27 protein-coding genes, 1 tRNA gene and 1 pseudogene are annotated in these 26,596 nt (G+C 63.8%); 14 read left to right on the top strand and 15 right to left on the bottom strand.

Annotated elements, in window-relative coordinates; genetic code table 11:
• Positions 1-231 precede the first annotated feature (231 nt).
• Together P9273_RS26745 and P9273_RS26740 are read left to right on the top strand one after the other, a co-directional pair.
• Positions 232-372 carry a DUF1127 domain-containing protein gene (locus P9273_RS26745; RefSeq protein WP_071074868.1) on the top strand — a complete coding sequence of 47 codons (141 nt, stop codon included), beginning with the start codon at positions 232-234 and terminating at the stop codon, positions 370-372.
• 257 nt (positions 373-629) lie between these two features.
• On the top strand, positions 630-1,328 hold the full coding sequence (locus P9273_RS26740) for a DUF1013 domain-containing protein (protein ID WP_040998807.1): 699 nt from the start codon (positions 630-632) through the stop codon (positions 1,326-1,328).
• Between the two features lie 72 nt (positions 1,329-1,400).
• On the opposite strand, the gene P9273_RS26735 is transcribed toward P9273_RS26740, so the two are convergent.
• The 11 genes and pseudogenes from P9273_RS26735 to tkt form a co-directional block, all read right to left on the bottom strand.
• Positions 1,401-2,120 carry a helix-turn-helix transcriptional regulator gene (locus tag P9273_RS26735; RefSeq protein WP_192257602.1) on the bottom strand — a complete coding sequence of 240 codons (720 nt, stop codon included), beginning with the start codon at positions 2,118-2,120 and terminating at the stop codon, positions 1,401-1,403.
• 18 nt (positions 2,121-2,138) lie between these two features.
• Positions 2,139-2,549 (bottom strand): hypothetical protein, encoded by a 411-nt coding sequence (locus P9273_RS26730; RefSeq protein WP_278051455.1) that lies wholly within the window; start codon positions 2,547-2,549, stop codon positions 2,139-2,141.
• Between the two features lie 199 nt (positions 2,550-2,748).
• Complete coding sequence (locus P9273_RS26725; RefSeq protein ID WP_095767353.1) at positions 2,749-2,913, bottom strand: hypothetical protein; 165 nt, start codon at positions 2,911-2,913, stop codon at positions 2,749-2,751.
• The gene (locus tag P9273_RS26720; RefSeq protein WP_278051458.1) at positions 2,910-3,314 is read right to left on the bottom strand and encodes a hypothetical protein; all 405 of its coding nucleotides are present in this window, start codon (positions 3,312-3,314) and stop codon (positions 2,910-2,912) included. Before P9273_RS26720 ends, P9273_RS26725 begins: the two co-directional genes overlap by 4 nt.
• Positions 3,277-3,603 (bottom strand): annotated as a pseudogene (locus tag P9273_RS26715) (SGNH/GDSL hydrolase family protein); the annotation flags it as partial. The gene P9273_RS26720 and the pseudogene P9273_RS26715, both read right to left, overlap by 38 nt.
• A gap of 15 nt (positions 3,604-3,618) precedes the next feature.
• Positions 3,619-4,356, bottom strand: a complete 738-nt coding sequence (locus P9273_RS26710; RefSeq protein ID WP_278051454.1) for a DUF899 domain-containing protein — start codon at positions 4,354-4,356, stop codon at positions 3,619-3,621.
• Positions 4,357-4,510: 154 nt separating this feature from the next.
• Positions 4,511-5,536: a class I fructose-bisphosphate aldolase gene (locus tag P9273_RS26705; protein ID WP_278051453.1), complete on the bottom strand. Its 1,026-nt coding sequence runs from the start codon at positions 5,534-5,536 to the stop codon at positions 4,511-4,513.
• A gap of 116 nt (positions 5,537-5,652) precedes the next feature.
• Positions 5,653-6,849: a phosphoglycerate kinase gene (locus P9273_RS26700; protein WP_278051452.1), complete on the bottom strand. Its 1,197-nt coding sequence runs from the start codon at positions 6,847-6,849 to the stop codon at positions 5,653-5,655.
• A 103-nt stretch (positions 6,850-6,952) separates the two neighbouring features.
• A complete protein-coding gene (locus tag P9273_RS26695) occupies positions 6,953-8,842 on the bottom strand; it encodes a potassium/proton antiporter (RefSeq protein ID WP_278051451.1) in 1,890 nt (629 codons plus the stop codon).
• Positions 8,843-8,999: 157 nt separating this feature from the next.
• The gene (gene gap / locus P9273_RS26690; RefSeq protein ID WP_278051450.1) at positions 9,000-10,010 is read right to left on the bottom strand and encodes a type I glyceraldehyde-3-phosphate dehydrogenase; all 1,011 of its coding nucleotides are present in this window, start codon (positions 10,008-10,010) and stop codon (positions 9,000-9,002) included.
• A 155-nt stretch (positions 10,011-10,165) separates the two neighbouring features.
• On the bottom strand, positions 10,166-12,157 hold the full coding sequence (gene tkt / locus P9273_RS26685; RefSeq protein ID WP_040998789.1) for a transketolase: 1,992 nt from the start codon (positions 12,155-12,157) through the stop codon (positions 10,166-10,168).
• Between the two features lie 262 nt (positions 12,158-12,419).
• Between tkt and P9273_RS26680 the strand changes: the two genes are divergently transcribed.
• The 3 genes from P9273_RS26680 to P9273_RS26670 all read left to right on the top strand — a co-directional run bounded on the left by P9273_RS26680 (position 12,420) and on the right by P9273_RS26670 (position 13,899).
• On the top strand, positions 12,420-12,692 hold the full coding sequence (locus P9273_RS26680) for a DUF4164 domain-containing protein (protein WP_023763725.1): 273 nt from the start codon (positions 12,420-12,422) through the stop codon (positions 12,690-12,692).
• Positions 12,693-12,696: 4 nt separating this feature from the next.
• On the top strand, positions 12,697-13,062 hold the full coding sequence (locus tag P9273_RS26675) for a cell division protein ZapA (RefSeq protein ID WP_040998786.1): 366 nt from the start codon (positions 12,697-12,699) through the stop codon (positions 13,060-13,062).
• A 177-nt stretch (positions 13,063-13,239) separates the two neighbouring features.
• Positions 13,240-13,899, top strand: a complete 660-nt coding sequence (locus tag P9273_RS26670; RefSeq protein ID WP_278051449.1) for a peroxiredoxin — start codon at positions 13,240-13,242, stop codon at positions 13,897-13,899.
• 123 nt (positions 13,900-14,022) lie between these two features.
• Here the strand turns inward: P9273_RS26670 and rpoH are convergent, their stop codons facing one another.
• The gene (gene rpoH, locus P9273_RS26665; protein ID WP_040998783.1) at positions 14,023-14,934 is read right to left on the bottom strand and encodes an RNA polymerase sigma factor RpoH; all 912 of its coding nucleotides are present in this window, start codon (positions 14,932-14,934) and stop codon (positions 14,023-14,025) included.
• Between the two features lie 215 nt (positions 14,935-15,149).
• Complete coding sequence (locus tag P9273_RS26660; protein WP_278051448.1) at positions 15,150-16,214, bottom strand: RluA family pseudouridine synthase; 1,065 nt, start codon at positions 16,212-16,214, stop codon at positions 15,150-15,152.
• A gap of 26 nt (positions 16,215-16,240) precedes the next feature.
• Here P9273_RS26660 and P9273_RS26655 point away from each other — a divergent pair, with 26 nt between their 5' ends.
• The 6 genes from P9273_RS26655 to P9273_RS26630 all read left to right on the top strand — a co-directional run bounded on the left by P9273_RS26655 (position 16,241) and on the right by P9273_RS26630 (position 19,544).
• Positions 16,241-16,624: a fimbrial protein gene (locus P9273_RS26655; RefSeq protein ID WP_278051447.1), complete on the top strand. Its 384-nt coding sequence runs from the start codon at positions 16,241-16,243 to the stop codon at positions 16,622-16,624.
• On the top strand, positions 16,621-17,028 hold the full coding sequence (locus P9273_RS26650; protein ID WP_278051446.1) for a VOC family protein: 408 nt from the start codon (positions 16,621-16,623) through the stop codon (positions 17,026-17,028). Before P9273_RS26655 ends, P9273_RS26650 begins: the two co-directional genes overlap by 4 nt.
• 90 nt (positions 17,029-17,118) lie before the next feature.
• Positions 17,119-17,193 (top strand) — tRNA-Glu (locus tag P9273_RS26645).
• 216 nt (positions 17,194-17,409) lie between these two features.
• The gene (locus tag P9273_RS26640; protein ID WP_278051445.1) at positions 17,410-17,991 is read left to right on the top strand and encodes a VOC family protein; all 582 of its coding nucleotides are present in this window, start codon (positions 17,410-17,412) and stop codon (positions 17,989-17,991) included.
• 22 nt (positions 17,992-18,013) lie between these two features.
• Positions 18,014-18,919 (top strand): glutathione S-transferase family protein, encoded by a 906-nt coding sequence (locus P9273_RS26635; RefSeq protein ID WP_278051444.1) that lies wholly within the window; start codon positions 18,014-18,016, stop codon positions 18,917-18,919.
• 259 nt (positions 18,920-19,178) lie between these two features.
• On the top strand, positions 19,179-19,544 hold the full coding sequence (locus P9273_RS26630) for a hypothetical protein (RefSeq protein ID WP_278051443.1): 366 nt from the start codon (positions 19,179-19,181) through the stop codon (positions 19,542-19,544).
• Between the two features lie 100 nt (positions 19,545-19,644).
• On the opposite strand, the gene P9273_RS26625 is transcribed toward P9273_RS26630, so the two are convergent.
• Positions 19,645-19,860 carry a hypothetical protein gene (locus P9273_RS26625; protein WP_278051442.1) on the bottom strand — a complete coding sequence of 72 codons (216 nt, stop codon included), beginning with the start codon at positions 19,858-19,860 and terminating at the stop codon, positions 19,645-19,647.
• Positions 19,861-20,196: 336 nt separating this feature from the next.
• Here P9273_RS26625 and P9273_RS26620 point away from each other — a divergent pair, with 336 nt between their 5' ends.
• Entirely contained in the window at positions 20,197-21,063 is an 867-nt protein-coding gene (locus tag P9273_RS26620; RefSeq protein ID WP_278051441.1) for a DUF2865 domain-containing protein, read from the top strand.
• Between the two features lie 80 nt (positions 21,064-21,143).
• Here P9273_RS26620 and P9273_RS26615 read toward each other — a convergent pair whose 3' ends face one another.
• Complete coding sequence (locus tag P9273_RS26615; protein ID WP_278051440.1) at positions 21,144-21,491, bottom strand: hypothetical protein; 348 nt, start codon at positions 21,489-21,491, stop codon at positions 21,144-21,146.
• A gap of 197 nt (positions 21,492-21,688) precedes the next feature.
• Between P9273_RS26615 and P9273_RS26610 the strand changes: the two genes are divergently transcribed.
• Positions 21,689-25,036 carry a response regulator gene (locus P9273_RS26610; RefSeq protein ID WP_278051439.1) on the top strand — a complete coding sequence of 1,116 codons (3,348 nt, stop codon included), beginning with the start codon at positions 21,689-21,691 and terminating at the stop codon, positions 25,034-25,036.
• A 493-nt stretch (positions 25,037-25,529) separates the two neighbouring features.
• On the top strand, positions 25,530-26,588 hold the full coding sequence (gene pstS, locus P9273_RS26605) for a phosphate ABC transporter substrate-binding protein PstS (RefSeq protein ID WP_278051438.1): 1,059 nt from the start codon (positions 25,530-25,532) through the stop codon (positions 26,586-26,588).
• The last annotated feature ends 8 nt before the right edge of the window (positions 26,589-26,596 follow it).

Raw genomic sequence — 26,596 nt, 5'->3', positions numbered from 1 at the left:
GTAGGGGAGTAGGGGAGTAGGGGAGTAGGGGAGTAGGGGAGTAGGGGAGTAGGGGAGTAGGGGAGTAGCCCTCGTTCGCCCTACTGCCCTATTCCTTACTCCCCTACTCCCTTTCTTTTGGTGCAATGCACAAAACGCATTGCGGCCATGCAAAAGCGTCCGTTCAATTTGTGGGCAGGCGTGCCTATTTACGCGGCATCAAACGATTTGACCAACGACTGGAGAACCATCATGAACCCGATCCGTGCTTTCCGTAAGTGGCGCATGTACAACGAGACCGTGCGCGAGCTGAACAAGCTCAACGCCCGCCAGCTGAGCGACCTCGGCATCAACCGCGCCGACATCGAGCGCATCGCCCGTCAGGCGGTGTAATCAGACGAAGCTCGACCGCCGAAGGCCGGGCTGGGACTTGCAAGCCAGAGCCGTCGAGACGCTTGCTTCGTTTCCGGTTCCGAACCCGCTGGACCCCGTCCAGCGGGTTTTGTCTTTTCAGCGTCGTGAATCGAGCTCTTCCCAAAAACATTGCGAAAATCGGAGGGAGCGTTTATACAGGCCGCGAATTTCCCATTTTGGTGGCTCTAAAACCACCGCCCGCGCGGGAACGCGGGCGAACGAGAAGGATTTTTGATATGGCCAATACGCTGCTGATGCCCAAGGCGACCGCCGTCTGGCTGGTCGACAACACCGCACTCTCCTTCGAGCAGATCGCGCAGTTCTGCGGGCTGCATCCGCTCGAGGTCAAGGCGATCGCCGACGGCGAGTCTGCGCAGGGCATCAAGGGCATGGACCCGATCATCACTGGGCAGCTGACCCGCGACGAGATCGCGCGCGGCGAGAAGGACGTCAATTACCGGCTGAAGCTGTCGGAGCCGAAGGTGCGGGTGCCGGAATCGAAGCGCAAGGGTCCGCGCTACACGCCGCTGTCGAAGCGTCAGGACCGGCCGAACGCCATCCTGTGGCTGGTGCGCAACCATCCCGAACTCAAGGACGCGCAGATCGCCCGTCTCGTGGGCACCACCAAGTCGACCATCGAGCAGATCCGCGAACGCAAGCACTGGAACTCGGCCAATCTGCAGCCGATGGATCCGGTGACGCTCGGCCTCACCTCGCAGATCGACCTCGACCTCGAAGTCAACCGCGCCTCGCGCGGCCGCGAGCAGCCGCAGCCCGTGGGCGACACGCTGCTGCCCGCCGCACTCACCGAACGGCTGGTGCCGGCGCCGGAGAAGCCGAAGGACGAGGACCAGGAGCTCGACGCCAACGCCGTCTTCGCCAAGCTTTCCGCGCTCAAGTCGAAGGACAAGGGCGAGGACGACGACCAGGAGTAGGCCTTCCGACGCGCTCAACAAAAAAGCCCGCTTCGAGCGGGCTTTTTCGTTGGACAATGGCTTGGGAGGAAGTCACGTCCGCGCGGCGCGGTCGGGCGCCATGCCGTAGTCCTCTGAGCGCTCGACGGCGCGGTAGAAATCGGCGAGCTGCTTGCCGCGCTCCGGCTTGAAGATGCGGCCGGCGATCACGACCGAGGCGATGCGGTCGATGCGGAAGGCACGGAAGTCGTCGCGCATCTCGCACCAGGCGACCAGGGTCCAGACCTTGCCCCAGAACCACAGCCCCAACGGCCTGATGTCGCGGGCGGTGCCGCGTCCGGCTTCGTCCGAATAGTCGATGGTCAGCACCTGGCGCTTCTCAATGGCACGCTCGATCAGGTCGATCGCCTCACGCGCGGCATCGCTCACCACCCACATCGGCGTATGGATCTCGGTGCGGGCGATGCGGTCCTTCTCGGTATCGGGCAGCACGGCGCCGATCTTGACCAGCGCCTCGTCGGCGGCCCTTGCCATCGCCGCCCCGCCAAAGGCGCGCACCATCCGCGCGCCGGCAACCAGCGCCACGATCTCGTCACGCGTGAACATCAGCGGCGGAAGATCGAAACCCTCCCTCATCATGTAGCCGACGCCCGCTTCGCCGTCGATCGGCACGCCGGTCGACTGCAGGTCGGCTATGTCGCGGTAAATGGTACGCTCGGAAACCTCGAGCCACGTGCCGAGCTTCTGCGCGGTGACCAGCCGGCCACCCCGCAAATGCTGGACGATCTGGAAAAGCCTGTCGGCACGGCGCATCGATCTCTCCCCCGGGAGTTATGGCTTCAGCCCTTCGCGCTTGCGCTGCGCGGCAACGAATTTCGTCCCGAAAGACAGTCTGCCCGTGGTCGGCGTCTTTGCACCCAGCACACGCCAGAACGGCGCGACGTCGCTCAGCGCCATGCCGCGCTCGAGATCCTCATGGGCGGCCTCGGCAACGGTGCGAAGATGATAGCCGATCGTCACCGGGCATGTCACTTCGGCGCCGTGCTCGATGGCCAGAGCGGTGCGCAGCGCACGAACGTCCATCTCCACTCCTTCGGGAATCGAGCGGATGAAGTCGTCGACCTGGCGCGCGGTCGGCACCAGCATCGACTGGCCTTCAACGACATCGCCGACCGTGCGCGGCGACGGCTTGATGCCGTTGATGCCCGGCGTGTTCAGCCTGTCGTTCCAGCTCTTCACCATGCGCGGATCACTCCGGATCGTCGGCTCGTGTTCATCACTGTCAGGATCAAGCCGTTCCAATTACCGCAGCCCTCCTGACAACATCCTGTCAGGAGGCTGCGGCGAAATCATCGGCAAGGCTTCTTCCCTGAACTCAACATCACTGGCCGCATTACATCTGGGCGCGACAGCGCCACAATCCAAGTTGCGGCGACAAATTTCAGTTTTCGCGCACGCGGCCCTGGTAAAGGTCCGGCCAGCCGATGTCCTTGCGAATGTCCGCCGGCAATGTGTTCAGGAAACGCTGGGTGCGGATCTCGTTGCGCACGGTGCGGATCCTGCCGACATAGTGCTGCACGCTGCGCAGAATGGTAAAACCGTTCATGACCTCACTCCTCTCTTTTTGATGGGAAGAGTATCGCACACTCCTCCTGACAGCAGTCTGTCAGGAGCTTGGCAGGTGGCCGAAGAAGGCGGTGCGGCGCCCTCTCGCAGGGTCGGGATGAGCCCGATTTCTGTCAGGAATGCCTGGCCCCGAAGATGCCTTAAGAACAGCTTTGACAGGCGCCATCGATGTTGCTCAAAGGCGGCATGACGAAACTGCTCGCCCTTGTCATCATCGGCATCATGCTGATCCAGGTCATCAAGCCGCTCGGATGGCCAGGGCTGAAGCGGCGCGGCGATTTCTGGAAGCTGGCGCTGCTTGTGATGGCCGCGATATCGCTTGCCGCGGTGCTTGGGCTTGGACTTAAGCCCAGCCGACTCGGCCAGGTTGCTCAATGCCAAGCACGAAATCCACCAGATGCTCCGCCCAGCCGCGGTAACCCGCTTCGGAGGCGTGGAAGCCGTCGGAGGCGAAGCCCGGCCTCGGGATTGGTGATCGGCAGGCGCGCTGCAGCAATGGCGCCGCGTTCGCTGCAGACAGCACGCTCACCCGGTTCATTTCCGTGGCGCGGATCTCGAGGAGGGCGCCGAGCAATGGCGGCATTGCCGGCGCGCGGGTGAATTCCAGCACCGGCGACCACACCACGCGCGCTTCCGGCCATTTGGTACGCAGTGCGTAAGGCAGGCCGCCGGTGAACCATGCCGTTCACGCGCAGCAGTCCGGCCGCTCGGCCTTGTCCTGATACTCGTCGTGCAGGCGCACCCAGTCCATCAGGCCATGGTAGGGTCCGGTCTCGTTGCGGCCCTTCGGCGTCATGTCGAGATAGTGATAGGCGCCGATCAGCGCGTCGCCGCCGCGGGCGCGCGACACGAAGGTGAGGAAGATGTCGCCGCACTCGTCGCGATAGAAGATGCTGGTGCCGGGCAGGTCCTTCGACCGCAGCGGGCGCTTCTCGAAATTATAGATGGTTTCGCCCGCCGCGATCTGCTTGTCGGTGAAGGAGACCTGAAGGTCGAAATTGAAGTCGGAGGCGTAGGACGACATCCAGTCGAACTTCCAGCCCATGCGCCGCTTGTAAGGCAGGATCTCGGCCAACGGCGCGCGTGAGACGACGACCAGCGACACGTCATGATGCTTCAGGTGCTGGTTGGCGCCGTCGATGTGGTCGGCAAGGAACGAGCAGCCCTCGCAGCGGTGGTCGGAGCCCGGCGTCATCATGAAATGATAAACGATGAGCTGGCTCTTGCCCGCGAACAGCTCGGCGAGGCGTTTCGGCCCCGTTTCGCTCTCGAAGACATAATCCTTACGCAGCTTGAACCAGGGCAGTTGCCGCCTCTCGGCGGCAACAAGGTCGCGGAAGCGTGTCAGCTCCTTCTCGCGCTCGAGGTGCCTTCGATGCGCCTCGAACCAGTCCTCGCGCGAAACGACGGCATTGCGTTGCATGACCATCTCCTGTCCTCTCCTGCCAAGGACGTTCGACATCGGCTCAACCCGACACAGCCGCCGCTGTTTCGCTGCATCAGGTAGGAATGCGGCGTATAAAAACAAAACCCGGGCCAGCGGCCCGGGTTTTCGCTGTGGAGTGGAAGGGCTGGCTTCAGGCGGCCTTTTCCAGCGCCGGCTGCCATTTCCCGAGCGCAGCCAGATGGTTCATATGGGCGCGGTGGGTGAAGGCGGCCTGGCCGGCGGCGACGTTCGAGGCCTTGCCGCTCCACGCCTTCTGCGGTGCGGCCTGCAGCGCCCGGCCATAGGAGAAGGTGAGCTTCCAGGGGTGCGGGCCGATGGCGTTGATGGCGTTGAGGTTGGCGGTCGCCTCCTCGTCTTCCTGGCCGCCGGAGAGGAAGGCAATGCCCGGCACCGCCGCCGGCACCACTTCGCGGAACAGCTTTATCGTCTTTTCGGCGATTTCCTCGGGGCTGTCGGTCTTGCCTGACTTCTTGCCCGAGATGACCATGTTCGGCTTCAGGATCGAGCCTTCCAAGACGACGCGCGCGGCGTAGAGCTCGTCATAGAGCTTGACCAGCGTCGCCCTGGAGACGTCGTAGCAGGTGTCGATCGAATGAGCGCCGTCCATCAGCACTTCCGGCTCGACGATCGGCACGATGCCGGCTTCCTGGCAAAGTGCTGCATAGCGGGCCAGCGCATGGGTGTTGGAGGCGATCGAATTGGCGGACGGCACGCCCTTGGCAGTGTCGATGTCGATCACCGCGCGCCATTTGGCGAAGCGGGCGCCGAGCTTGTAATAGTCGGCAAGCCGCTCGCGCAGCCCGTCCAGGCCCTCGGTGATGGTCTCGCCGGGAAAGCCGGCCAGAGGCTTGGCGCCGAGATCGACCTTGATGCCGGGAATGGCGCCGGACGCCTTGATGATGTCGACAAGCGGCGTACCGTCGGCGGCCTTCTGGCGGATGGTCTCGTCATAGAGGATGACGCCGGAGATGTATTTGGTCATCGCCTCCCTGGACCGGAACATCATCTCGCGATAGTCGCGCCGGTTGTCGGCGGTCGACTCCACGCCGATGACGTCAAAACGCTTCTTGATGGTGCCGGAGCTCTCATCGGCGGCCAAAAGGCCCTTGCCACCGCTCACCATCGCGGCGGCGATATCTTCGAGACGTTCGCTCATGGGTGCTCTCCTACGCTGCGTTTGTTCCGCGCTAGCAGAACACTACCGCCAAAGGAATAACCCCGGAAAGCTAGAATCGATTGAAAGCCGCGCGGCCTTGCCTCGTCTCGGACTGTTTACCGCTTCAGCACCTCGACGCCGGGCAGCGGCTTGCCTTCCATCCATTCCAGGAAGGCGCCGCCGGCAGTCGAGACATAGGTAAAGTCGTCGGCGACACCGGCATGGTTGAGCGCGGCCACCGTGTCGCCGCCGCCGGCGACCGAGACGAGCTTGCCCTGCTTGGTGCGGGTCGCGGCATGCTTTGCCGCCGCGACCGTGGCACGGTCGAAGGGCTCGATCTCGAAGGCGCCGAGCGGACCGTTCCAGACCAGCGTCGCGGCCCGGTCGATCCAGTCGTTGACGCTCTGCACGGTTTTTGCGCCGACGTCGAGGATCATGCCGTCGGCCGGCACGTCCGAGATGGCAACGGTTTCGCTCGCCGCACCCGCCTTGAATTCCCTGGCGACCACGCCGTCGGCGGGCAGGATGATGGCGCAGCCGGCTTGCGCGGCCTCGATCATGATCTGTTTGGCGGTGCCGGCGAGGTCATGCTCGCAGAGCGACTTGCCGACATCGGTGCCGCGCGCGGCCAGGAAGGTGTTCGCCATGCCGCCGCCGATCACCAGCGCGTCGACCTTCTTCACGAGATTCGTCAAAAGGTCGATCTTGGTCGAGACCTTGGCGCCGCCGACGATGGCCACCACCGGCCGGACCGGATTGCCGAGGCCCTTTTCCAGCGCGTCGAGCTCGGCCTGCATGGTGCGGCCGGCATAGGCCGGCAAGTGGCGCGCCAGGCCTTCGGTCGAGGCATGCGCCCGATGCGCGGCCGAAAAGGCGTCGTTGACATAGATGTCGCCATTGGCGGCGAGCTTTTCGGTGAAGGCCGGCTCGTTCTTTTCCTCGGCTTTGTGGAAGCGGGTGTTCTCGAGCAGCAGCACGTCGCCGTCCTTCATGGCGGCGACGGCCTCGGCAGCCTTGTCGCCAATGCAGTCGGCGGCGAAGCCGACCGGACGGCCGAGCACTTCCGCCGTGGCGCGGGCGATCGGCTCCAGCGAGAACTCGTCCGAAGGTCCGTCCTTCGGCCGGCCGAAATGCGCCAGCAGGATAACCTTGGCGCCCTTTTTCGAGAGCTCGGCGATGGTCGGCGCGATGCGCTCGATACGGGTCGCGTCGGTGACCTTGCCGTCGGCGACAGGCACGTTGAGGTCGACGCGCACCAAGACGCGCTTGCCGCTGACGGCACCGATATCGTCGAGTGTCTTGAAGCCGGCCATGATCCGTTCCTTTCGCGAAAACGCGGCGACCTTACCCGGCGCGAACCACGATGCAAGCGCTGCGTTGACGGCGGGGGCGCAAAAATGATGTCGGCGTGAGACATCAGCCTTCGCCGGCTGTCTTCCGCCCGTCCGGTGCCGGCGCCGCAGTGTCGCTCGGCACGTCCTCGGCCGGCTGTTGTTCCGCGGGCTTGCGCCAGCTGCGGATCATGGCGGCTATACGATCCGCGATCTCGCCGGCGCTCAGGAAAACCGGCACGCGCGCCACCGGCGCGGTCGGCTCGAAGGACAGGCCGAGCCCGGTGATCCTGCCTTTCTCGTCGACGTCGCGCACGATGAGCTCGATCGGGCCGATCATCACACGGTCGGCATATTCGGGATGACCGCCGAGCCGCTCGGTAACGAGCGCGGCGACCGTGAGCTTCTGTTCGGCCTCGGTCAGGCCCGGCGCATAGGCTGCCTCGAGTTCCGCCGCCGGGCGGGCAGGATCGACGGCGAAGGCGCCAAAGAAATCGGCATCCTCCGGATCGACCACGGCGCGGCTGGCGAAAAGCTTGTCGAGCAGGCGCGGATAGCGGTCCGGCACGAAGATGTAGACCTGATCGCCGGCCGCCAGCCGGCCCATGTCCTGGAAGCGCATGGATCGGCCGTCACGCAGCACCAGCGACGGCCTTGCCCAGCGGGGAATGCGCTCGCCGCGCGCCACCGGGCTGCCGGGTGCTACGCGATAGGCAAGCAGCTCATGATGCGCCGAGCCCGGCAGTTCGAGCTCCACCTTGTCGAGCGGCCCGAGACGCGCGGGGACGATAAGGCCCAGGCGCCGCGCCAGCGGCCCGACCGTCCAGCCCTGCACCACCAGCGATACGAGCACGATGATGAAGGCGGCGTTGAAGATCAGCCGGCCATGCTCGAGCCCGCCGAGCAGCGGCGTGATGGCAAGCAGGATCGAAACCGCGCCGCGCAGGCCGACCCAGGAGACGAAGGCGACCTCGGGGCGCGGCAGGCGGAACGGCATCAGGCAGAGCCAGACGGCCAAAGGCCGCGCCACGAAGATCAGGAACAGACCGAGCAGGACCGCCGGCACCAGGATCTCGGGGAATTGCGAGGGCGTTGCGAACAGGCCGAGGATCAGGAACATGATGATCTGCGCCAGCCACGACATGCCGTCCTGGAAGCGCTTCAGGATGGTGACGGCGCGGATGTCCGAATTGCCGGCGATCAGCCCGGCAAGGTAGACGGCGAGGAAGCCGGAGCCGCCGATGGCGCCGGCCGCCGCGAACACCATCAGCGACAGCGTCAGCACGAAGATCGGCAGCAGGCCGTGGTCGAGGTTGAGCCGCTCGACGAGGCGCACGATGCCGAAGCCGCCGAGCACGCCAACAATGGCACCGACCCCCATATTGGCGAGGAAGCCGAGCAAAAGGTTGGTGACCAGCACATTGGCTTCTGGGTCGGCGTGCGCGGCGATGATCTCGACGAGCGTGATGGTGAGGAAGATTGCGATCGGGTCGTTGGTGCCGGATTCCACTTCGAGCGTCGAACGCACGCGCTCGCGCAGATGGATTTCCCCGGCGCGCAGCAGGAAGAACACGGCCGCCGCATCCGTCGAGGCGACAGCCGCGCCAAGCAGCGAGGATTCGAGCCAGTTGAGATCGAGCAGATAATAGGCGGCCACGCCAAAAATGCCGGTGGTCAGGATGACGCCGACCGTGGCCAGCGACAACGCCGGCCCGGCCGCCTGGCGCAGCGCGTTGAGCGGCGTGCCGAAACCGGAATCGAACAGGATGATGGCCAAGGCCAGTGAGCCGGCAAAATAAGCCAGCCGCGCATTGTCGAATTCGATGCCGAGACCGTCGACGCCGGTGGCAAGGCCGATGCAGAGGAAGAGGAGCAGCAAAGGAGCGCCGAAGCGGAAGGCGATCAGGCTCGAAAACGCGGCGGCGACGATGAGCGCCGTGCCGACCAGCGTCACGAGATAGATCGCATGCTCCATCCGCCAGTGCCCCTCAAGTCCCTCTCATTTGTCGATTTACGGGAGAGTGGGGCGAAGACATGACCAGTGCAAGGCAACAGCATGTTTTTTGGCTCAGCCGGCCAATAAAAAACGCCCGGCCAAGCCGGGCGTTTCAAAACCTGAAGCGAGCCTACAATCAGGCGATGGTCTTGCCGAAGGCGACGGCGGTGTCGCCCATGCGGTTCGAGAAGCCCCATTCGTTGTCGTACCAGGACAGGACCGAAACGAAGTTGCCGTCCATCACCTTGGTCTGGTCGAGCGCCACGATCGAGGAATGCGGATCGTGGTTGAAGTCGATCGACACGTTCGGGTGATGGGTGACCGACAGCACGCCCTTCAGCTTGCCCTTGGACGCGGCGATGACCGCTTCGTTGATCTCCTGCGCGGTGGTCGAGCGCTTGGCGATGAATTTGAAGTCGACGAGCGAGACGTTCGGGGTCGGCACGCGGATCGAGATGCCGTCGAGCTTGCCCTTGAGATCGGGCAGCACGAGGCCGATCGCCTTGGCGGCGCCCGTCGAGGTCGGGATCTGCGACAGCGCCGCGGCGCGGGCGCGGTAGAGGTCCTTGTGCATGGTGTCCAGCGTCGGCTGGTCGCCGGTATAGGAGTGGATCGTCGTCATCATGCCCTTCTCGATGCCTACGGTCTCGTGCAGCACGGCCGCCAGCGGCGCCAGGCAGTTGGTGGTGCAGGAGGCGTTGGAGATGACGATGTGGTCCTTGGTCAGCTTGTCGTGGTTGATGCCGTAGACGACGGTGAGGTCGGCGCCTTCGGCCGGGGCCGAGACGATGACGCGCTTGGCGCCGGCGGTCAGGTGCGCGGCGGCCTTGTCGCGGGCGGTGAAGATGCCCGTGCATTCGAGCGCGATGTCGACGCCGAGGTCCTTCCACGGCAGCTGGGTCGGATCCTTGATCGCAGTGACCTTGAACTTCTCCTTGCCGACCGAGATCTGGTCGCCGTCGACGGTCACCTCATGCGGGAAGCGGCCATGCACGCTGTCGAAGCGCAAGAGGTGCGCGTTGGTCTCGACCGGGCCGAGGTCGTTGACGGCGACAACCTCGATGTCCTTGCGGCCGGATTCATGGATGGCGCGCAGGATGTTGCGGCCGATCCGGCCAAATCCGTTGATGGCAACTCTGACGGTCATTGTTCTCTCCCTTGGGGGCTGGAAAGCGGATGGGTCCGCAGTTTCATAACGGCGGAAGGCGCAAGAATCCAGCCGCAGAAGGTCGCATCTAAATCGATTAGGTTGGTCCAGCCCGGCGGAGCCGTCGATCGGAGCTGCCGGGCCCGAGCCAATTCCTACTTGCCGTGCAGGCGGGCTTCGACCGCCTTGGCCGCGGCCTCGGCGGTGATGCCGAAATGCGGATAGAGCTGCTCGATCGAGCCGGAGGCGCCAAAACCGTGCATGCCGACGAAAATGCCGTCGGTGCCGATCAGGTGATCCCAGCCCTGGCGGATGCCGGCCTCGATCGCGACCTTCACCTTGGCGTTGCCGATGGTCTTCTTGCGATAATCGTCGCTCTGCCGGTCGAACAGTTCGAAGCAGGGCACCGAGACGACGCGGGTCGGATGGCCGTGCTTTTCCAGCAGGTCGCGCGCGCCGAGAGCCACCTCGACTTCTGAGCCGGTGGCGAAGATCGTCACCACGGCCTCGCCGCTGGCGGCGGCAAGCTCATAGGCGCCCTGGCTGGAAAGGTTCTTCGCCGAATGCTCGGTGCGCACGGTCGGCAGGTTCTGGCGGGTCAGCGCCAGGGTCGAGGGCGTCTTTTCCGATTCCAGCGCGATCTGCCAGCATTCGGCGGTTTCGACCGCGTCGGCCGGACGGAAGACATTGTGGTTCGGAATGGCGCGCAGCGCGGCCAGGTGCTCGACCGGCTGGTGGGTCGGGCCGTCCTCGCCGAGGCCGATCGAGTCATGCGTCATGACGAAGATCGAGCGGATGCCCATCAGCGAGGCAAGGCGCATCGAGGGGCGGGCATAGTCGGAGAAGCACAGGAAGGTGCCGCCATAGGCGATCAGGCCGCCATGCAGCGTGAGACCATTGATGGCGGCCGCCATGCCGTGCTCGCGGATGCCGTAATGGACATAACGCTGGCCGTAGTCGTCCGGGGTGATGTTCTTGGTCTGGCTGGTCTTGGTGTTGTTGGAGCCGGTGAGGTCGGCCGAGCCGCCGATCGTCTCCGGCACCGCGCCGTTGATGACCTCCAGCGCCATTTCCGACGACTTGCGGGTGGCGACCTTCGGCTTATCGGCCGACAGCTTCTTCTTGTAGTCGGCGATGATGGCGTCGAAATTGGAGGGCAGCTTGCCGGCGAGACGGCGCTCGAACTCGGCCTTGAGCTTCGGCTCGGCCTTGGCCAGGCGGCCTTCCCAGTCGGCGCGGGCCTCAGCGCCCTTCTGGCCCACGGCGCGCCAGGCGTCGAGGATGTCGGCCGGAATTTCGAAGGGCGGCGAGTCCCAGTTGAAGAATTTGCGTGCACCGGCGATTTCCTCGGCGCCCAGCGGCGAGCCATGCGCCTTGTTGGTGCCGGCCTTGGTCGGGGCGCCGAAGCCGATGGTGGTCTTGCAGGCGATCATCGTCGGCTTGTCGGAATGGCGCGCCGCCTCGATGGCGTAGGCGATCGCTTCCGGATCGGTGCCGTCGATGTGGCTGGCGTTCCAGCCGCTGGCCTGGAAGCGGGCGACCTGGTCGGTGTTGTCGGCAAGCGAGACCGGGCCGTCGATCGAGATGTTGTTGTTGTCCCAGAAGACGATCAGCTTGTTCAGCTTCAGATGACCGGCCAGCGCGATGGCTTCCTGGGAGACGCCTTCCATCAGGCAGCCGTCGCCGGCCAGCACATAGGTATAATGGTTGACGAGGTCGTTGCCGAAGGCGGCGTTCATGATGCGCTCGCCGAGCGCGAAGCCGACCGAATTGGCAAGGCCCTGGCCGAGCGGACCGGTGGTGGTCTCGATGCCGGCGGCATGGCCGTATTCGGGATGGCCGGCGGTCTTGGAGCCGAGCTGGCGGAAATTCTTGATCTGGTCGATCGTCATGTCCTCATAGCCGGTGAGGTAGAGGAGCGAATAGAGCAGCATCGAGCCGTGGCCGGCCGACAGGATGAAGCGGTCCCGGTCGGCCCAATGCGGCGCCTTGGCGTCGAATTTCAGAAAGCGGCTGAACAGAACCGTGGCGATGTCGGCGCAGCCCATGGGCAGGCCGGGGTGACCGGAGTTCGCCTTCTCGACGGCGTCCATGGAAAGGAAACGGATCGCGTTGGCCATCCGATCATGTTGTTCACGCGAGGTCATGCTTCCTCCGGAAGTGGGTTGGAGCCTGGGGAGAACCCTTGGAAAAGGATGCCGCGACACATAGCAGGCGCGGCCTTTTAGTCAACAAATCGGGGCGGATTTTGCCGGGCTTGTGATGGGATCGGGCGCCTTACATTAGCGATAGCGGGGGACAGTCGCGAGAGCTTTGTTGACGCGCCCTTCACCCGGTGCCTAATCTTTCCGAGGTAACGCGTTCTGAACGCGTGCGATTCGGTGATGGGCAGGGCATAGGACGAAGGCCATGACCGGGGAAACGACCCTCAAGGAAGTCATCGCCAGGCTGGGCAAGGCCATGGAAGGGCTGGAAAACGCCGTGGCGGCGAAGCTCGAGCATGAGCGCGATTATTCGGAAGCCGAGGCCGAGGTGCAGCGCATGAACGCCGACCGTTCGCGCCTGGCGCAGGAGCTCGACAATTCCGAAGCGCGCGCCGAGCGTCTGGAAGACGCCAACAAGGAAGTGTCGCGGCGGCTAGTGACTGCCATGGAAACCATCCGCGCGGTTCTGGACAGGTAGGGCAATGGCACAGGTCACCGTTTCGATCGACGGCAAGCAGTACCGGATGGCCTGCGACGAGGGCCAGGAAGAGCATCTGATCGACCTTGCCGAGCGTTTCGACCGCTATGTCTCGCACCTGAAGGATTCCTTCGGCGAGATCGGCGACCAGCGGCTTACCGTCATGGCGGGCATCATGGTGATGGACGAGCTCTCGGAGCTCACCAAGCGCGTCAAAGGCATGGAGAGCGAGGTGCTCACCTTGCGCAAGACGCGCGACGAGGCGCTTACCAAGGCCGACAAAAGCGACAGCGTGCTCACCACCGCGCTCGCGGCGCTCGCGCAACGCATGGAAGATCTCACGGCGACGCTGGCGATAAAGAAAGGCTGAGCGGCGCTCCCTTCTCTCAGATGCGGAATCCAGCCGCTTCTTGCCCGGCGGCGAAAAAAATCGCCTTGCAAGGCCTCGGCTGCGCCTCCAGACGTTTGACCGGCACCGCGATAGTGCTAGCTTAGGCCCGCGCCGGCCAGGCCGGCCACCGTTTCTCAAAAAGGGTAGGGATAGGCTATGAGTCTTCGTATCAACGATGTCGCGCCGGATTTCACGGCCGAGACCACGCAGGGCACCATCAACTTCCACGACTGGATCGGCGACGGCTGGGCGGTGCTGTTCAGCCACCCGAAGAACTTCACGCCGGTCTGCACCACCGAGCTAGGCACGATGGCCGGCCTGGAAGGCGAGTTCAAAAAGCGCAACGTCAAGATCATCGGCATCTCGGTCGATCCGGTATCGAGCCACGACAAGTGGCAGGCCGACATCAAGACTGCTACCGGCCAGACGGTGAACTATCCGCTGATCGGCGATAAGGACCTCAAGGTCGCCAAGCTTTACGAGATGCTTCCGGCGGGCGCCGGCGAGAGCTCGGAGGGCCGTACGCCGGCCGACAACGCCACGGTGCGTTCGGTCTATGTCATCGGCCCGGACAAGAAGATCAAGCTGGTGCTGACCTATCCGATGACGACGGGCCGCAACTTCGACGAGATCCTGCGCGTCATCGATTCCATCCAACTGACGGCCAAGCACCAGGTGGCGACGCCGGCGAACTGGAAGCAGGGCGAGGACGTCATCATCACTGCCGCGGTCTCCAACGAGGACGCAGTCAAGCGCTTCGGGGCGTATGAGACGGTGCTGCCGTACCTAAGGAAGACGAAGCAACCGACGGCCTGAGCTTTCCTTCTCCCCGTGTAGTAAGGGGGAGAAAGGGCTGGTCCGCTATTTTCGCAATCGCAGACGTTGCAAAACAAAAAGGCGGCGCCGAAACGCCGCCTTTATTCATTGATGCCTTGAGCTTTAAGCCGCGGGCTGCGCCTCGATGGTGCGCAGCGCCTGGGTCTGGCGCTTGGCGGCGGCCTTGACCGCGTCCTGCACCTTCTCGAAGGCGCGCACCTCGATCTGGCGCACGCGCTCGCGGCTGATGTCGAACTCTGCCGACAGCTCTTCCAGCGTCAGCGGCTCTTCGGCGAGGCGGCGCGCCTCGAAGATGCGCCGCTCGCGGTCGTTGAGGACCGACAGAGCGCCCGACAGCATGGCGCGCCGGTTTTCCAGCTCGTCCTGCTCGATCAGCATCTCTTCCTGGCTTTCGTGGTCGTCGACCAGCCAGTCCTGCCATTCGCCGGACTCGCCTTCGCTCGCCCGGATCGGGGCGTTGAGCGAAGCGTCGCCCGAAAGGCGGCGGTTCATCGAGATCACCTCAGCCTCGGAAACATTGAGGCGGGTGGCGATCTCGGCGATCTGGTCGGGCTTCAAGTCGCCTTCATCGAGCGCCTGGATCTTGCCCTTCACCTTGCGCAGGTTGAAGAACAGACGCTTCTGGTTGGCGGTGGTGCCCATCTTGACCAGGCTCCACGAGCGCAGGATATATTCCTGGATCGAGGCCTTGATCCACCACATGGCATAGGTGGCGAGCCGGAAACCACGCTCCGGCTCGAATTTCTTCACGGCCTGCATGAGGCCGACATTGCCTTCCGAGATCACCTCACCGATCGGCAGGCCGTAGCCGCGATAGCCCATGGCGATCTTGGCGACGAGCCGCAAATGGCTGGTGACGAGCTTGTGGGCAGCCGAAGTGTCCTGATGCTCGGCGTAGCGTTTCGCGAGCATGTACTCTTCCTGCGGCTGAAGCATCGGAAAGCGGCGGATTTCTTCCAGGTAACGGGCGAGACCGCCTTCACCGGAAACAATACTGGGTAATGATTGGGCCATGATAGCGCCCCCTCTCTTGGAGTGAATTGCCCCCGAAACTCGGCGGGCATGCGACGCGGATGCCAAAGGCTCACCCGCGACAACCTGTATATATAGGAACAAAACCAGAAAAGACAGGCATTTGTTCAACGCTAAACAGTCTGTCACGCTGAAGTGAACAACGCCAGTCAGGTTTTTTGATGGCTGGTTTGCAGCTTGTTCGTGGCGGGCAGGGTTCAAAGTTTGCGGAAGCCGCCGACGAGTTCCTCCATGTCTCCCGGTATCGGCGCTTCGAACCTCATCGTTAGATGGGTGGTCGGGTGCCGGAATTCAAGGAGCCAGGCGTGCAGGGCCTGTCGGGGAAAGGCGTTGACCTTGGTTTTCAAGGGTTCCGGCAGCCGGTTGGCCTTGGTGCGGAAGGCCTGCCCGTAATCCGGGTCGCCGACTACCGGGTGGCCGATATGGGCCATGTGGACGCGGATCTGGTGGGTGCGGCCGGTCTCCAGCCGGCATTCGAGGAGGCTGGCGGTGGCGAAAGCCTGCTGTGCCTCGCCGAAACGCTCGACGACGCTGAAATGCGTGACGGCATGGCGGGCATCGTCACGGTTTTCCGGCACCACCGCACGGCGCACGCGATCGGCGGCACGGCCCAAGGCAGCATCGACCGTGCCGGTCGGCCGCTGCGGGATGCCCCACACCAGCGCCAGATAGGCGCGTTCGAGGTCGCCCGTGCGGCCGTGGTCGGCAAAGGCTTCCGACAGGGCCTTGTGGGCGGGGTCAGTCTTGGCCACGACCATGACGCCGCTAGTTTCCTTGTCCAGCCGGTGGACGATGCCCGGCCGCCTGACACCGCCTATGCCGGAGAGGCTGTCGCCGCAATGATGGATCAGCGCATTGACCAGCGTGCCGGTCCAGTTGCCGGCGCCGGGATGGACGACCAGTCCCGCCGGCTTGTTGATGACGATCAGCTCGTCGTCTTCGTAGAGGATGTCGAGGGGGATGTCCTCGCCCTGCGGCTCGGCCGGCTCGGGCGCGGGCACCAGGACTTCGACACGCTCACCGGCCGTCAGCTTGCGCTTGGCCTCCAGCACCGCCTTGCCGGCGATGGAGACCGCGCCTTGGCGGATCAGCGCCTGCACGCGGCTGCGCGAGAGCTCCGGCCCGAGCCTGGCGGCGAGCCACTGGTCGAGGCGCTGGCCGACGGCGTCCGCACCGGCTTCGAGCACGACGGCCTCGCCGGTTTCCTCGTCCGCCAATTCGTCCTCTATCAATATCGGGGTCTCTTCGTTATGAGCGCTCATCGAAACCCGTTGCGGATTGTTTAGCCATGGCCCGGCCGATCGCCGAAGAAGATGAGGAAAAGCCGCTCGACCCCGCGGCCGAAAAAGTGCGCCGCAAGCTCGTCCGCTTCATGATCGTCAATCTCGGCCTTCTGTTCCTCGCCCTTATGGTGGTGATCGGCGCGCTTGTCTACAAAGCCCGCAATGCGCCGGCGGCCGGCCCTGCGCCTGCCGGCGATGTCCAGGCCCCGGCCGGCACGCCGCTGTCGGGCGACATCGTGCTCCCCGTTGGCGCCAAGGTGATCAGCCAGTCGCTCTCCGGCAACCGCCTGTCGATCGGTGCCGAGCTTACCGACGGCAGCCATTCGATCTTCGTCTACGACATCGCCGAGCGCCGCATCATCGGCCAATTCGCGATTCGCAACAAATGAGCGGCTTTGCCGAACGCCGCAGCGTCGCGACCGTCGCGCTCGTCGTCGCCGATTACGACGAGGCGGTTCGCTGGTATGTCGAGCGGCTCGGCTTCGTGCTCACCGAGGATGTCGATCTCGGCGGCGGCAAGCGCTGGGTCACCGTCGCGCCGGCGAAGAGCCAGGGTGCGCGGCTGCTCCTGGCGCAGGCATCCGGCGAAGAGCAGGCAAGCCGCATCGGCAATCAGACCGGCGGCCGGGTCTTCCTGTTCCTCGAGACCGACGATTTTTCCCGCGACCATCAGGCGATGCTCGCCAAGGGCGTCGAGTTCCGCGAGACGCCGCGCCATGAGGCTTACGGCACGGTCGCCGTTTTCGCAGATCTCTACGGCAATCTCTGGGACCTGATCGAGCCGAAACGATAGGGCTGAACAAGTTACTCGTTAAGCACGGGAAGCAGTCGAAACCCCAGTTGCTTTTTCCCCGCCGCCAGCCTATGTAGCCGGTTCTTGAGCGCGCCCATCGTCTAGCGGTCAGGACACCGCCCTCTCACGGCGGGAACAGGGGTTCGATTCCCCTTGGGCGTACCAAGCTTCTTCCCGCTCACCGACCGCTGAGGGCACTGTGCTTCTGGCGCATCGCCGCGGATTGAATTAGCATCTCTTCATGAATGCGCATGCCGCAATCGAACATAGTGCGGAACAAGAAGCGCAGGGGAAACGGGCGGCGGTCGCGCCGAGCGCTAACCCAATGGCGGCTAGGCATCCGAATTCCTGCCGGCCGGCAAAAGCAGGCGGGAGAAGCCAATGCGGAAACTGCAGTCGCAAGGCGTTCATCACATCACGCTGGTCGGCGCCGGGCGCCAGACCTCGATCGACTTCTGGGAGGGCGTGCTCGGCATGCCTTTCATTTTCGAGCAGCCCAATCTCGACAAGGCGAGCGAAAGCCATCTCTATTTCGATCCGGGCGACGGGCGTCTGATCACCGTCTTCACCGACGAGAGCCGCACCCCGGTCAAGCGGCGGACGCCGACCGATATCGGCTGCGTCCATCACATCGCGTTCTCGGTGTCGCGGGTCACCTTCCTGCAGGCCGTCGCGCGGCTCGACGAGCGCGAAATCAAGCACAGCGGCGTCAAGGACCGCGGCTTCATGGACTCGATCTATTTCGAGGACCCGCTGGGGCTGTTGATCGAACTTGCTTCCTACCGCTTCGAGCCGCCGGCCGGCTTCACCCATCCCGACGTGCTGATGGAAGCGCACAAGATCCGTGTGGCGCGCGGCGACTACAACATCGCCGAAGTCCATCTCGCGGATGCCATCCAGGCGCTGGTCGAGCGGTCGCGGGAAACCCTGTCGGAAAACAGGGCGGCAAAAAATCCTTATTAACCGGGTCAGAGGGAGGACCGACATGGCGAAGCCTGCAACGAAGAGCGCGAAGAAACCCGCGGCCAAGGCCGCGGCAAAAACCGCCGCGAAGATGAATACGAAAGCCGCGACCAAGGAGACGGCAAAAACCGGGCCCAAAGCGACCGCAAAAGGCGCGCCTGAAGCGACGGCAAAGGCCGCGCCTAAAGCGATGGCAAAGGCCCCTCCCAAAGCTAAAGCGAAGCCGGCCAGGAAGCCCGGCCTGAACCTCAGCATGCTGAGGCCGAGCGTCAACAACATGACGGTGCGGGTGTTCGCGCGCGCGGCCGGACTCGATCATGCGGAAACCGATGCCTGGGGCCACACGCGTTCGCCCGAGTTCCTGGCGCGCAATCCCGCGCATCTGACGCCGATGATCGAGGACAAGGGCCTGCCGCGCGGCGTGCTGTGGGAAAGCTGCGCCATCATGCAGTATCTCGCCAACAAGCATGGGCTGGAGAAATTCTATCCAAAGGCGCCGGCAAAGCGAGCGATGATCGACAGCGCCATGTTCTACCTGATCGGCACGCTTTATCCTTATGTCGCCCGCGCGACCTATCCGGCGCTCGGCTTTCCGCAATATGCCGGCGAGGTCGGCCACAGCGACGCACATCCTGACAAGAAGTCGGAAGCGCAAAAGGCGGCGATGGCCGCGATCGCCGAGCCGCTCGAGGTGTTTCACTCCTTCTTCCGCAACGGCAAACCATTCATCGGCGGCAACAACCCGTCGATCGCCGATATAAGGCTGGCGGCAACTCTCGAATTCCTCGCCGTCGTCGACTACGTACTGCCCAACTGGGCGAAGGAATACATGGCGGCCATGGAGAAGAAGCTCGGCAAGGCCTATTCGGAGCCGGCAGGCGACGTGCGCGCCTACATCGCGCATGTGAAATCGCAGGCCAGTGCATAGCCCGCCCTCGCGTTAAGGTTTCGTTTACCTAAGATCTGTCTACTGGTTCCAGTCCTCGCCGCGACCACGGATGTACTGGCGCCATGACGAGGCAAGGGAAAGGTCGGCTGCGTGCCGGCCTTTTGCTTTTGCGGCCGTCGCGCCGAAATCACGACAGTATGATTGCGTCGCCGACGGGCGGACTGAAACCCTATTGTCATCCTCGTCATGGATCGTACGATACCGTGAGGGGGCAGAGCGACGGCGACGAGGACCTGCGATGAACACGGCAAGATTTTTGATGATAGCGGGCGTGCTATCGGTTGTGCCCTTTCCATCGGTAGCCGCATCGCTCAACAGCATGAATGACGTCGGCGCCGCCCTGCTCGCCTGCTGGACGCCGCCGGCCAATTCCGACAATTCCTCGGTCACGCTCAGCTTCAGCTTCAAACGCGACGGCACGCTGATCGGACCGCCGAAAACAACCGCCATTCATGTCAGTGGCGACGACAAAGCGCGCAAAGCCTATGTCGACGCGGCGACCAAGGCCATGCAGGACTGTCTGCCGCTCAGCTTCTCGCCCTCGCTGGCGCAAGGCATTGCCGGAAACGTCTTTACACTGCAGTTCAACTCGCCGAAGAAGTAGGCGGCAGCCTGACTATTATTTGGAGGCAATTCCGGACGGAAAGCCACGGTGCAGGCGCCGAGCCTAGAGCGCGTCGCACTTTCCTGGAATTGCGTTCAGGTTAACCGCGTGTGCGCCTGATCTGGGCGTGCTTTTCCAGTTCCGGCATCTCGAAGACGTAGTCGCTCCAGGCGGAGTCCGGGATCTGCCCGGCCAGATAACAATCCAGCAGAAGGCTTTGCTCGGGGGTAAGGGGTCTCGGCGCGCGCTCATGATCCAGGCCAAGCGAATGGATCAGGTTCCTGGTCAGGCCAGAGACGGTGAAGTGAAGGGACATCTTCGGTCTCCTCTTCGCTGCGCGGTCACATCAACGCCAACAACGTCCATCACCGGTCAAAGGTTTCATCGGCGATGCGTGGTCGCGCCGCGGCCTGGCCACGCCCAGATGGTTTTTCGCCTACTGCCTCAATCTTGAGGTGAAAGCGTAATTTTTGCTTCACAAAATCGAGCATAATACTTAAGAGAGCTTCTGGCTAACCTTTCTATACATGAGAATTTTCTCATTTAGCCAGCGGCAATTAAGTCGAACTCGTTTTTCGAACAGGGGTGGCGCCCGATGACGAGGTTACGGTTTCTTAAGGCACCAATTCTGGTGTCCATGGCGATCTTGGCGATGACGCAGGTTTCTTACGCCGATTCTTGCTCGACGCTGAGAAGGCAGATGCTGTCCAGCGGTCGCGACGCGGCAAGCCCCGAGCTTGCGCAACTGCGGCGCCAGCTTGCCGCGATCCAAGGGCTGGAGAGGCAGCGCAAATGCACCGCCAGCAGCGCTGTCGGGGGCTTCTTCAATGCCTGCGCGGATCTCATCCGGAGCCGCACCGAGGTGCAGCGCCGGATCGCCAGCATCGGCAATTCCGGCCGCGATTCCTCCGGGTTGCAGGCAAGATACGTCGCCCTCGGTCGTCAGGCGGCTCCCAAGCGCCAGCCGGCGCCCCAGCAGCAGGCATCCAACACGGAGGCGTTCGGCGGGAACGCGATGCTGTTTTGCGTCCGCCTCTCGGACGGCTATTTCTTCCCCGCGCCGAACTCGCAATTCGCGCGGGCCAGGGACCTCAAGGATATGGTCGATCAATGCCGCTACATCTGCGACGATGCGGGCGTCGATCTCTATACGCTGAGCGATCCGAGCCTCGAGACCGACCAGATGGTGGCGGTCGAGACGCGCAAGCCCTATACCGAGCTGTCAACCGCCTTCCGCTATCGCGATGCCGCCGAGTTCAAGGCCTGCGACCTCAAGCGCTACTCCGAGCGTGTGGCCGAGCTCAGGGCACGCACGGTGACGCCGGGCAACATGGAAAACGCCATCATTCCCTTGCCGACATCGAGGCCGGACCTGGGCACAGTCTCGGATATTCCGTCGGGCAATGCTCATGGCGCGGAAGCGAATGCCACCAACTCGATCGAACGGTCCGGGGCGGTTGCTCCGGCAGGCGCGAAGTCGGTGCGCATCGTTGGGCCGGCCTTCTTCCCGGCGAATTGATCCGGCCGCCATTCCCGGTCTGAGGCATCGGCTTTGAGGCAGGCTGTCGAGCCGGCATCGATCGGCGGATTTAGGGCCAGTTACTCGCAGACGACGCGGTAGCGCTTGCCGCTTTCGCCGACATTCCTGCAGGTGAGGGGGTTCTGCGCGTCGGAAGACTGATCGGGCGGATCCTGGTTGTAGGAGGGCCGCGCCGGAGCGGATCTGGAATGGCGCCGCACCGCAGGGGTCTGCGGCGGGCCCGGCGGCAGAGGAAACACGTCCGAGACGATCTGCCGCGATGCGGTCGTTCCGGGCGGCGCCTCGTCCCAGACACGCCTGACATCCATCCGGCTCGGAACGATGACCGTGCCGTCGTCGCTGCGCGCGCAGCCACCCGCCGCAAGCAGCGCCGGGCACAGGATGAAAGCCGCGATTCGATCAAACATTAGCAACACCTCAGACACCTTATAATGTGTCGTTGCCTTGATCGCCAACGGGCGGATTACCGCAGCCGGCGCGACGATGGGAATCTGCTCAACGGCACCGACGGCAGGCGGTTGCAATCATTATGGTTAGCGGATCGTTAATGCTTGTCGGGCACATTCCGCCGATGAACCGGCACGGTTCGGCCTTGGGGGTAGGAATGGCGGATACGGACGGAATTGTCGGGGCGGACAGCGCGCGGAATTTCGACAAGGCGGATATGCGCGGCAACGGGACCTTTCCCGGCGACATGGCCGGAACCTCGGAGGCGCTCGCCAATCTGAGCCTGATGGTCGATTCGATGCCGATCGGCGTCATCGTTCTCGATGCCGAATTGCGGGCGGAGGTGGTCAACCGGGCATTCTACGACTTCTGGAAGATCGATCCGCGGCGCGCTCCGGCCGGCAGCCGCTTTCGCGACTTTATGGAAGCCAGCCGTGAGGTCGATCCGCTCGGCGGCGAGGAACAGGCCTGGCAAAACCATGTGGCCGAACGAGAGGCCGAAATCCGGGCCGGTGCCGCGGGATCCAGGCAATTGCCGCGAAAGGACGGCCGCACGCTGATCGCCTCGCTGGCGCCCCTTCCCGGCGGCAAGCGGCTGATTTCCTATGTCGACATCACCGACATGAAGCAACGCGAGACCGAGGCCGAGGATGCGCGCAGGAATCTCGCCACCGTGCTGGAGTCGCTGCCGGCGGGCGTCATCATCTACGATCGCGACGACCGCTTCGCCTTCGCCAACCGCAAGCTGCAGGACACGCTGCCGGCGTTGAAGCCGGCCTGGCAGCCGGGCCGCACATTCCGCGAGGCATTGGCTCTCGGCCATTCGGTCGGCTATTTCCGCTCGAGCGGAGATACCAAAATCGACGATCTGTATGGCGTCGACACCGAGCGCTGGCTCGACGCCATGCTGAAGCGGTACCATTTGCCGAACTCTTCCTACGAGCGCCTCAATCCGGACGGGCGTTGGTACCAGGTCTACGACATGCGCACCGACGACGGCACGTTCATCGGCGTGCGCGTCGATATCACCGACATCAAGGTCCGCGAGAAGGCGCTGCGCGACTCCATGCGCCAGATCGACCTCTACCGGCACGTCATGGACGAGCTGCCGGTGGCCGCTTTCATCAAGGCCGACGATCTCAGCATCGAATTCGTCAACAAGGCTTGGTGCGCGCTGACCGGGCTCGCCAAGGACGAGGTGCTCGGCAAGACGGATCGCGAGCTTTTCGCGACGGAAGAGGCCGACGGCTTCAGCAATGACGACATCGAAGTCGTGACGACCGGTGTAGGGCGCGAGGTCGAGGAAGCCGTCACGCACCGCGACGGCACGGTACGGCAGCTGATGACGCGCAAGAGCCGACTGGTGGCGACCGACGGCTCGGTGCATCTGGTCGGCTCCAGCACCGACATCACCGACGTGAAAGCGCGCGAACAGGCGCTCAAGCAAAGTATGAGCGAGAACGAGGTGTTCCGCAGCCTCATCGACAATGTGCCGGTGTCGATCTACGCCAAGCGCTCGGATCTCAGGCAATTCTACGTGAACAAGGGCTGGTGCGATCTCACCGGCTTCAGCAAGGAAGAAGCGGTCGGCAAGACCGACGTCGAGATCTTCGGCGCGGACGGTGAAGCTTTCGTGGCGGGCGACCTCGCCGTGCTGCGCACCGGCGAAACGCAGGAGATCGAGGAGACGGTGACGCTGCCGGACGGCAGCGTCAGGCACCAGTTCGCGCGCAAGGGCGCGATGATCGCCTCGGACGGTTCGCTCTACCTCATCGGTTCCACCACCGACATCACCGAGCTCAAGCAGCGCGAGGCCGAGCTGAGCGAAGCGCGGCGGCGTGCCGTGCTCGCCGATCGGGCCAAGTCGGAATTCCTCGCCAATATGAGCCACGAGATACGCACGCCCATGAACGGGGTCCTTGGAATGGCGGAACTGCTGGCAAAATCGGACCTCGATCCAAAGCAGAAGACGTTCACCGACATCATCGTCAAATCCGGCAACGCGCTGCTCACCATTATCAACGACATCCTCGACTTCTCCAAGATCGACGCCGGCCAGTTGGTGCTCGATCCCGCGCCCTTCAACCTCGCCGAGGCGATCGAGGATGTGGCGACGCTGGTATCGACACGCGCCAAAGAGAAGGATCTCGAGCTCATCGTTCGCATCCAGCCGGGGCTCGAGGGCCAGTTCGTGGGCGATGTCGGCCGCGTCAGGCAGATCGTCACCAACCTGCTCGGCAACGCCGTGAAATTCACCGACGAGGGCCATGTGCTGGTCGACGTCACGGGGGAGCGGGTTCCGGCGGGAACAAGGCTCACCATCTCGGTCACCGACACCGGCATCGGCATCCCGGAAGAGAAGCTGAAGCTGGTGTTCGAAAAATTCAGCCAGGTCGACACATCCTCGACCAGGCGGCATGAAGGCACCGGACTTGGCCTCGCCATCACCTCGCGGCTGGTCGAGATGATGGGCGGCGAGATCGGCGTCGACAGCGCCGAGGGCAAGGGCTCGACCTTCTGGTTCACGGTCACGCTGCCCCGGGCAGAGCAGGGCGGACAGCGCATCATGCCGGTCGACGTCACCGGCGCGCGCGTGCTCATCGTCGACGACAACGCCGTCAACCGCTCGATCCTGAGCGAGCAGATGGCGTCGTGGACGTTCGATTCCTGCGCGGCCGAAAGCGGCGCCGAGGGGTTGAAGGTGCTGATTGCCGCCGCCGCCTATGGCGTGCCGGTCGACTGCGTGGTGCTCGACTACCAGATGCCCGGCATGACCGGCGCCGAGATGGCGCGCATCGTGCGCAACACGGCGGGCCTGGCGCATACGCCCATCATCATGCTGACCTCGGTCGACCAGTCGCTTGCCAACACGACCTATCGCGACCTCGGCATCGATGCGCAGCTTATCAAGCCGGCGCGCTCCTCCATCCTCCTGGAAACGCTGGTTGCGACCATCCAGCGTCATCGCCACAGCAGCGCCGCTGCGCAACCTGCCGCCGGCTCCGGAACCCCGCCGGCCGCGCCGGAGCCAGCGGCGGCATCGGAGCGCGCCATGCTGCAGCCGCCGCCGGTGCGGGCGCGGCCACGCCCAACCGATGCGGAGCGCGGGCTCGACATCCTCGTCGCCGAGGACAATGAGGTGAACCAGCTGGTGTTCACCCAGATCCTGGGCGAGACCGGCTACCGCTTCGAGATCGTCGGCAACGGCCGCAAGGCGCTCGACGCCTTCGGCAGGCTCAATCCGCGGATGATCCTGATGGATGTGTCGATGCCGGAAATGAACGGTCTGGAGGCGACGGGCGCCATCCGCCGGCTCGAGGAAGACATGGGCACGCATGTGCCGATCGTCGGCGTCACCGCGCACGCGCTGAAGGGCGACCGCGAACGCTGCCTGGAAGCCGGGATGGACGATTACCTGCCGAAGCCGATCAGTCCGCGGGCACTGCTCGAAAAGCTCGAGCGCTGGCTGGGATCGGACGTCGAGAGCCGGCGCAATGCCGGTTAGAGCGGATTCGGCGGGCAAGACGGCGGCAAGAGACTGACGCATGCGTATGGTGCGATCGCACCATACCAAAGCAAAAGCCATGCACGGACAATGTGGTCATTGATTCCGCTCTTCGGTTACGGGCGGGAGCAGCGACCGCCAACAAGAAACAGCGTCGACTCTACCCCAACGGACCCTGTTTTCGGCGATGGCCAAGCCATGATCCGCTCTGGCGTTCGGGCAACGCGCTCTCGTCCGGATTTTATTTCCCGGCGGCCGCGACCCGGCCGCCGGGATAATTTTTTATTCAAAAGTCAGACAAGTTACTGATTCCCGGGGCAAACTCCGGCCGGTCTCTCGGGGCCGCCGCGGATCTCCCCGGACATCCCCTTTTCAGGCGTTACCAGGCTGACACGAAACTGTCATGCGACTGTAATAATCGAGGGCTATTGCGCTCACCGGGCGCCGATAGAACGGGTGCCGAAAGACCATCTTCCGAACAGGAGCAGGCCACATGAGACATTTCATCCGCTCGGCGGCCGTTGCGATTGCAATGGCTGCGGCATCAACCCTTAGCATGGCGGCCGCAATGGCTGCCGACATCTCCGGCGCCGGCGCCACCTTCCCCTATCCGATCTATGCGAAGTGGGCCGATGCCTACAAGAAGGAGACCGGCATCGGTCTCAATTACCAGTCGATCGGCTCCGGCGGCGGCATCAAGCAGATCAAGGCCAAGACCGTGACCTTCGGCGCTTCCGACGCGCCGCTGAAGGGCGAGGATCTCAACTCCACCGGGCTCGCGCAGTTCCCGATGGTGATGGGCGGCATCGTTCCGGTCGTTAACCTCGAAGGCGTCAAGCCGGGCGAACTGGTGCTCGACGGTCCGACGCTGGCCGACATCTTCTCCGGCAAGATCACCAACTGGAACGACGAAGCGATCAAGAAGCTCAACCCCGACGTCAAGCTGCCCGACCAGGCGATCGCGGTCGTCCACCGTTCGGACGGCTCGGGCACCACGTTCAACTTCAGCTACTACCTGGCCGACGTCAGCGCCGACTGGAAGTCGAAGGTCGGTGTCAACACCGCGCTCGAATGGCCGGTGGGCATCGGCGCCAAGGGCAATGAAGGCGTCGCCAACAACGTCTCGCAGACCGGTGGCGCGATCGGTTATGTCGAATACGCCTATGCCAAGCAGAACAAGCTCACCTATACCGACCTGATCAACAAGGACGGCAAGAAGGTCGAGCCGACCGCCGCCGCGTTCTCTGCGGCCGCTGCCAATGCCGACTGGAGCTCGCAGCCGGGCTACGGCGTCATCCTCGCCAATCAGGCCGGCGCCGAATCCTGGCCGATGACGTCGGCCACCTGGATCCTCGTCTATAAGAAGCCCGACGACGCGGCGGCCACGACCGAAGCGCTCAAATTCTTCGCCTGGTCCTATGCCAAGGGCGACGAGCTGGCCGCCAGCCTGGACTACGTTCCGATGCCCGACTCCGTCGTGAAGAGCGTCGAGGAAATGTGGGGCAAGGACATCGTCGACGCGAACGGCAAGCCGCTCTACTCCGGCATGTAATTCTTGGC

It is taken from the genome of Mesorhizobium sp. WSM4935, assembly GCF_029625735.1.
Taxonomy (GTDB): domain Bacteria; phylum Pseudomonadota; class Alphaproteobacteria; order Rhizobiales; family Rhizobiaceae; genus Mesorhizobium.
This window is presented reverse-complemented; position numbering and strand designations above follow the sequence as displayed.

Coding starts and splice junctions, on each gene's coding strand:
- P9273_RS26620 (WP_278051441.1), top strand. CDS start 20,197: ATGACGCAGGTTTCTTACGCCGATTCTTGCTCGACGCTGAGAAGGCAG.
- P9273_RS26680 (WP_023763725.1), top strand. CDS start 12,420: ATGACCGGGGAAACGACCCTCAAGGAAGTCATCGCCAGGCTGGGCAAG.
- P9273_RS26735 (WP_192257602.1), bottom strand. CDS start 2,120: ATGCGCCGTGCCGACAGGCTTTTCCAGATCGTCCAGCATTTGCGGGGT.
- P9273_RS26610 (WP_278051439.1), top strand. CDS start 21,689: ATGGCGGATACGGACGGAATTGTCGGGGCGGACAGCGCGCGGAATTTC.
- P9273_RS26640 (WP_278051445.1), top strand. CDS start 17,410: ATGCGGAAACTGCAGTCGCAAGGCGTTCATCACATCACGCTGGTCGGC.
- P9273_RS26725 (WP_095767353.1), bottom strand. CDS start 2,913: ATGAACGGTTTTACCATTCTGCGCAGCGTGCAGCACTATGTCGGCAGG.
- rpoH (WP_040998783.1), bottom strand. CDS start 14,934: ATGGCCCAATCATTACCCAGTATTGTTTCCGGTGAAGGCGGTCTCGCC.
- P9273_RS26650 (WP_278051446.1), top strand. CDS start 16,621: ATGAGCGGCTTTGCCGAACGCCGCAGCGTCGCGACCGTCGCGCTCGTC.
- P9273_RS26670 (WP_278051449.1), top strand. CDS start 13,240: ATGAGTCTTCGTATCAACGATGTCGCGCCGGATTTCACGGCCGAGACC.
- P9273_RS26625 (WP_278051442.1), bottom strand. CDS start 19,860: ATGTCCCTTCACTTCACCGTCTCTGGCCTGACCAGGAACCTGATCCAT.
- P9273_RS26660 (WP_278051448.1), bottom strand. CDS start 16,214: ATGAGCGCTCATAACGAAGAGACCCCGATATTGATAGAGGACGAATTG.
- P9273_RS26740 (WP_040998807.1), top strand. CDS start 630: ATGGCCAATACGCTGCTGATGCCCAAGGCGACCGCCGTCTGGCTGGTC.
- P9273_RS26695 (WP_278051451.1), bottom strand. CDS start 8,842: ATGGAGCATGCGATCTATCTCGTGACGCTGGTCGGCACGGCGCTCATC.
- P9273_RS26635 (WP_278051444.1), top strand. CDS start 18,014: ATGGCGAAGCCTGCAACGAAGAGCGCGAAGAAACCCGCGGCCAAGGCC.
- P9273_RS26705 (WP_278051453.1), bottom strand. CDS start 5,536: ATGAGCGAACGTCTCGAAGATATCGCCGCCGCGATGGTGAGCGGTGGC.
- P9273_RS26745 (WP_071074868.1), top strand. CDS start 232: ATGAACCCGATCCGTGCTTTCCGTAAGTGGCGCATGTACAACGAGACC.
- P9273_RS26700 (WP_278051452.1), bottom strand. CDS start 6,849: ATGGCCGGCTTCAAGACACTCGACGATATCGGTGCCGTCAGCGGCAAG.
- P9273_RS26710 (WP_278051454.1), bottom strand. CDS start 4,356: ATGCAACGCAATGCCGTCGTTTCGCGCGAGGACTGGTTCGAGGCGCAT.
- tkt (WP_040998789.1), bottom strand. CDS start 12,157: ATGACCTCGCGTGAACAACATGATCGGATGGCCAACGCGATCCGTTTC.
- P9273_RS26675 (WP_040998786.1), top strand. CDS start 12,697: ATGGCACAGGTCACCGTTTCGATCGACGGCAAGCAGTACCGGATGGCC.
- P9273_RS26730 (WP_278051455.1), bottom strand. CDS start 2,549: ATGGTGAAGAGCTGGAACGACAGGCTGAACACGCCGGGCATCAACGGC.
- P9273_RS26630 (WP_278051443.1), top strand. CDS start 19,179: ATGAACACGGCAAGATTTTTGATGATAGCGGGCGTGCTATCGGTTGTG.
- P9273_RS26655 (WP_278051447.1), top strand. CDS start 16,241: ATGGCCCGGCCGATCGCCGAAGAAGATGAGGAAAAGCCGCTCGACCCC.
- P9273_RS26615 (WP_278051440.1), bottom strand. CDS start 21,491: ATGTTTGATCGAATCGCGGCTTTCATCCTGTGCCCGGCGCTGCTTGCG.
- pstS (WP_278051438.1), top strand. CDS start 25,530: ATGAGACATTTCATCCGCTCGGCGGCCGTTGCGATTGCAATGGCTGCG.
- gap (WP_278051450.1), bottom strand. CDS start 10,010: ATGACCGTCAGAGTTGCCATCAACGGATTTGGCCGGATCGGCCGCAAC.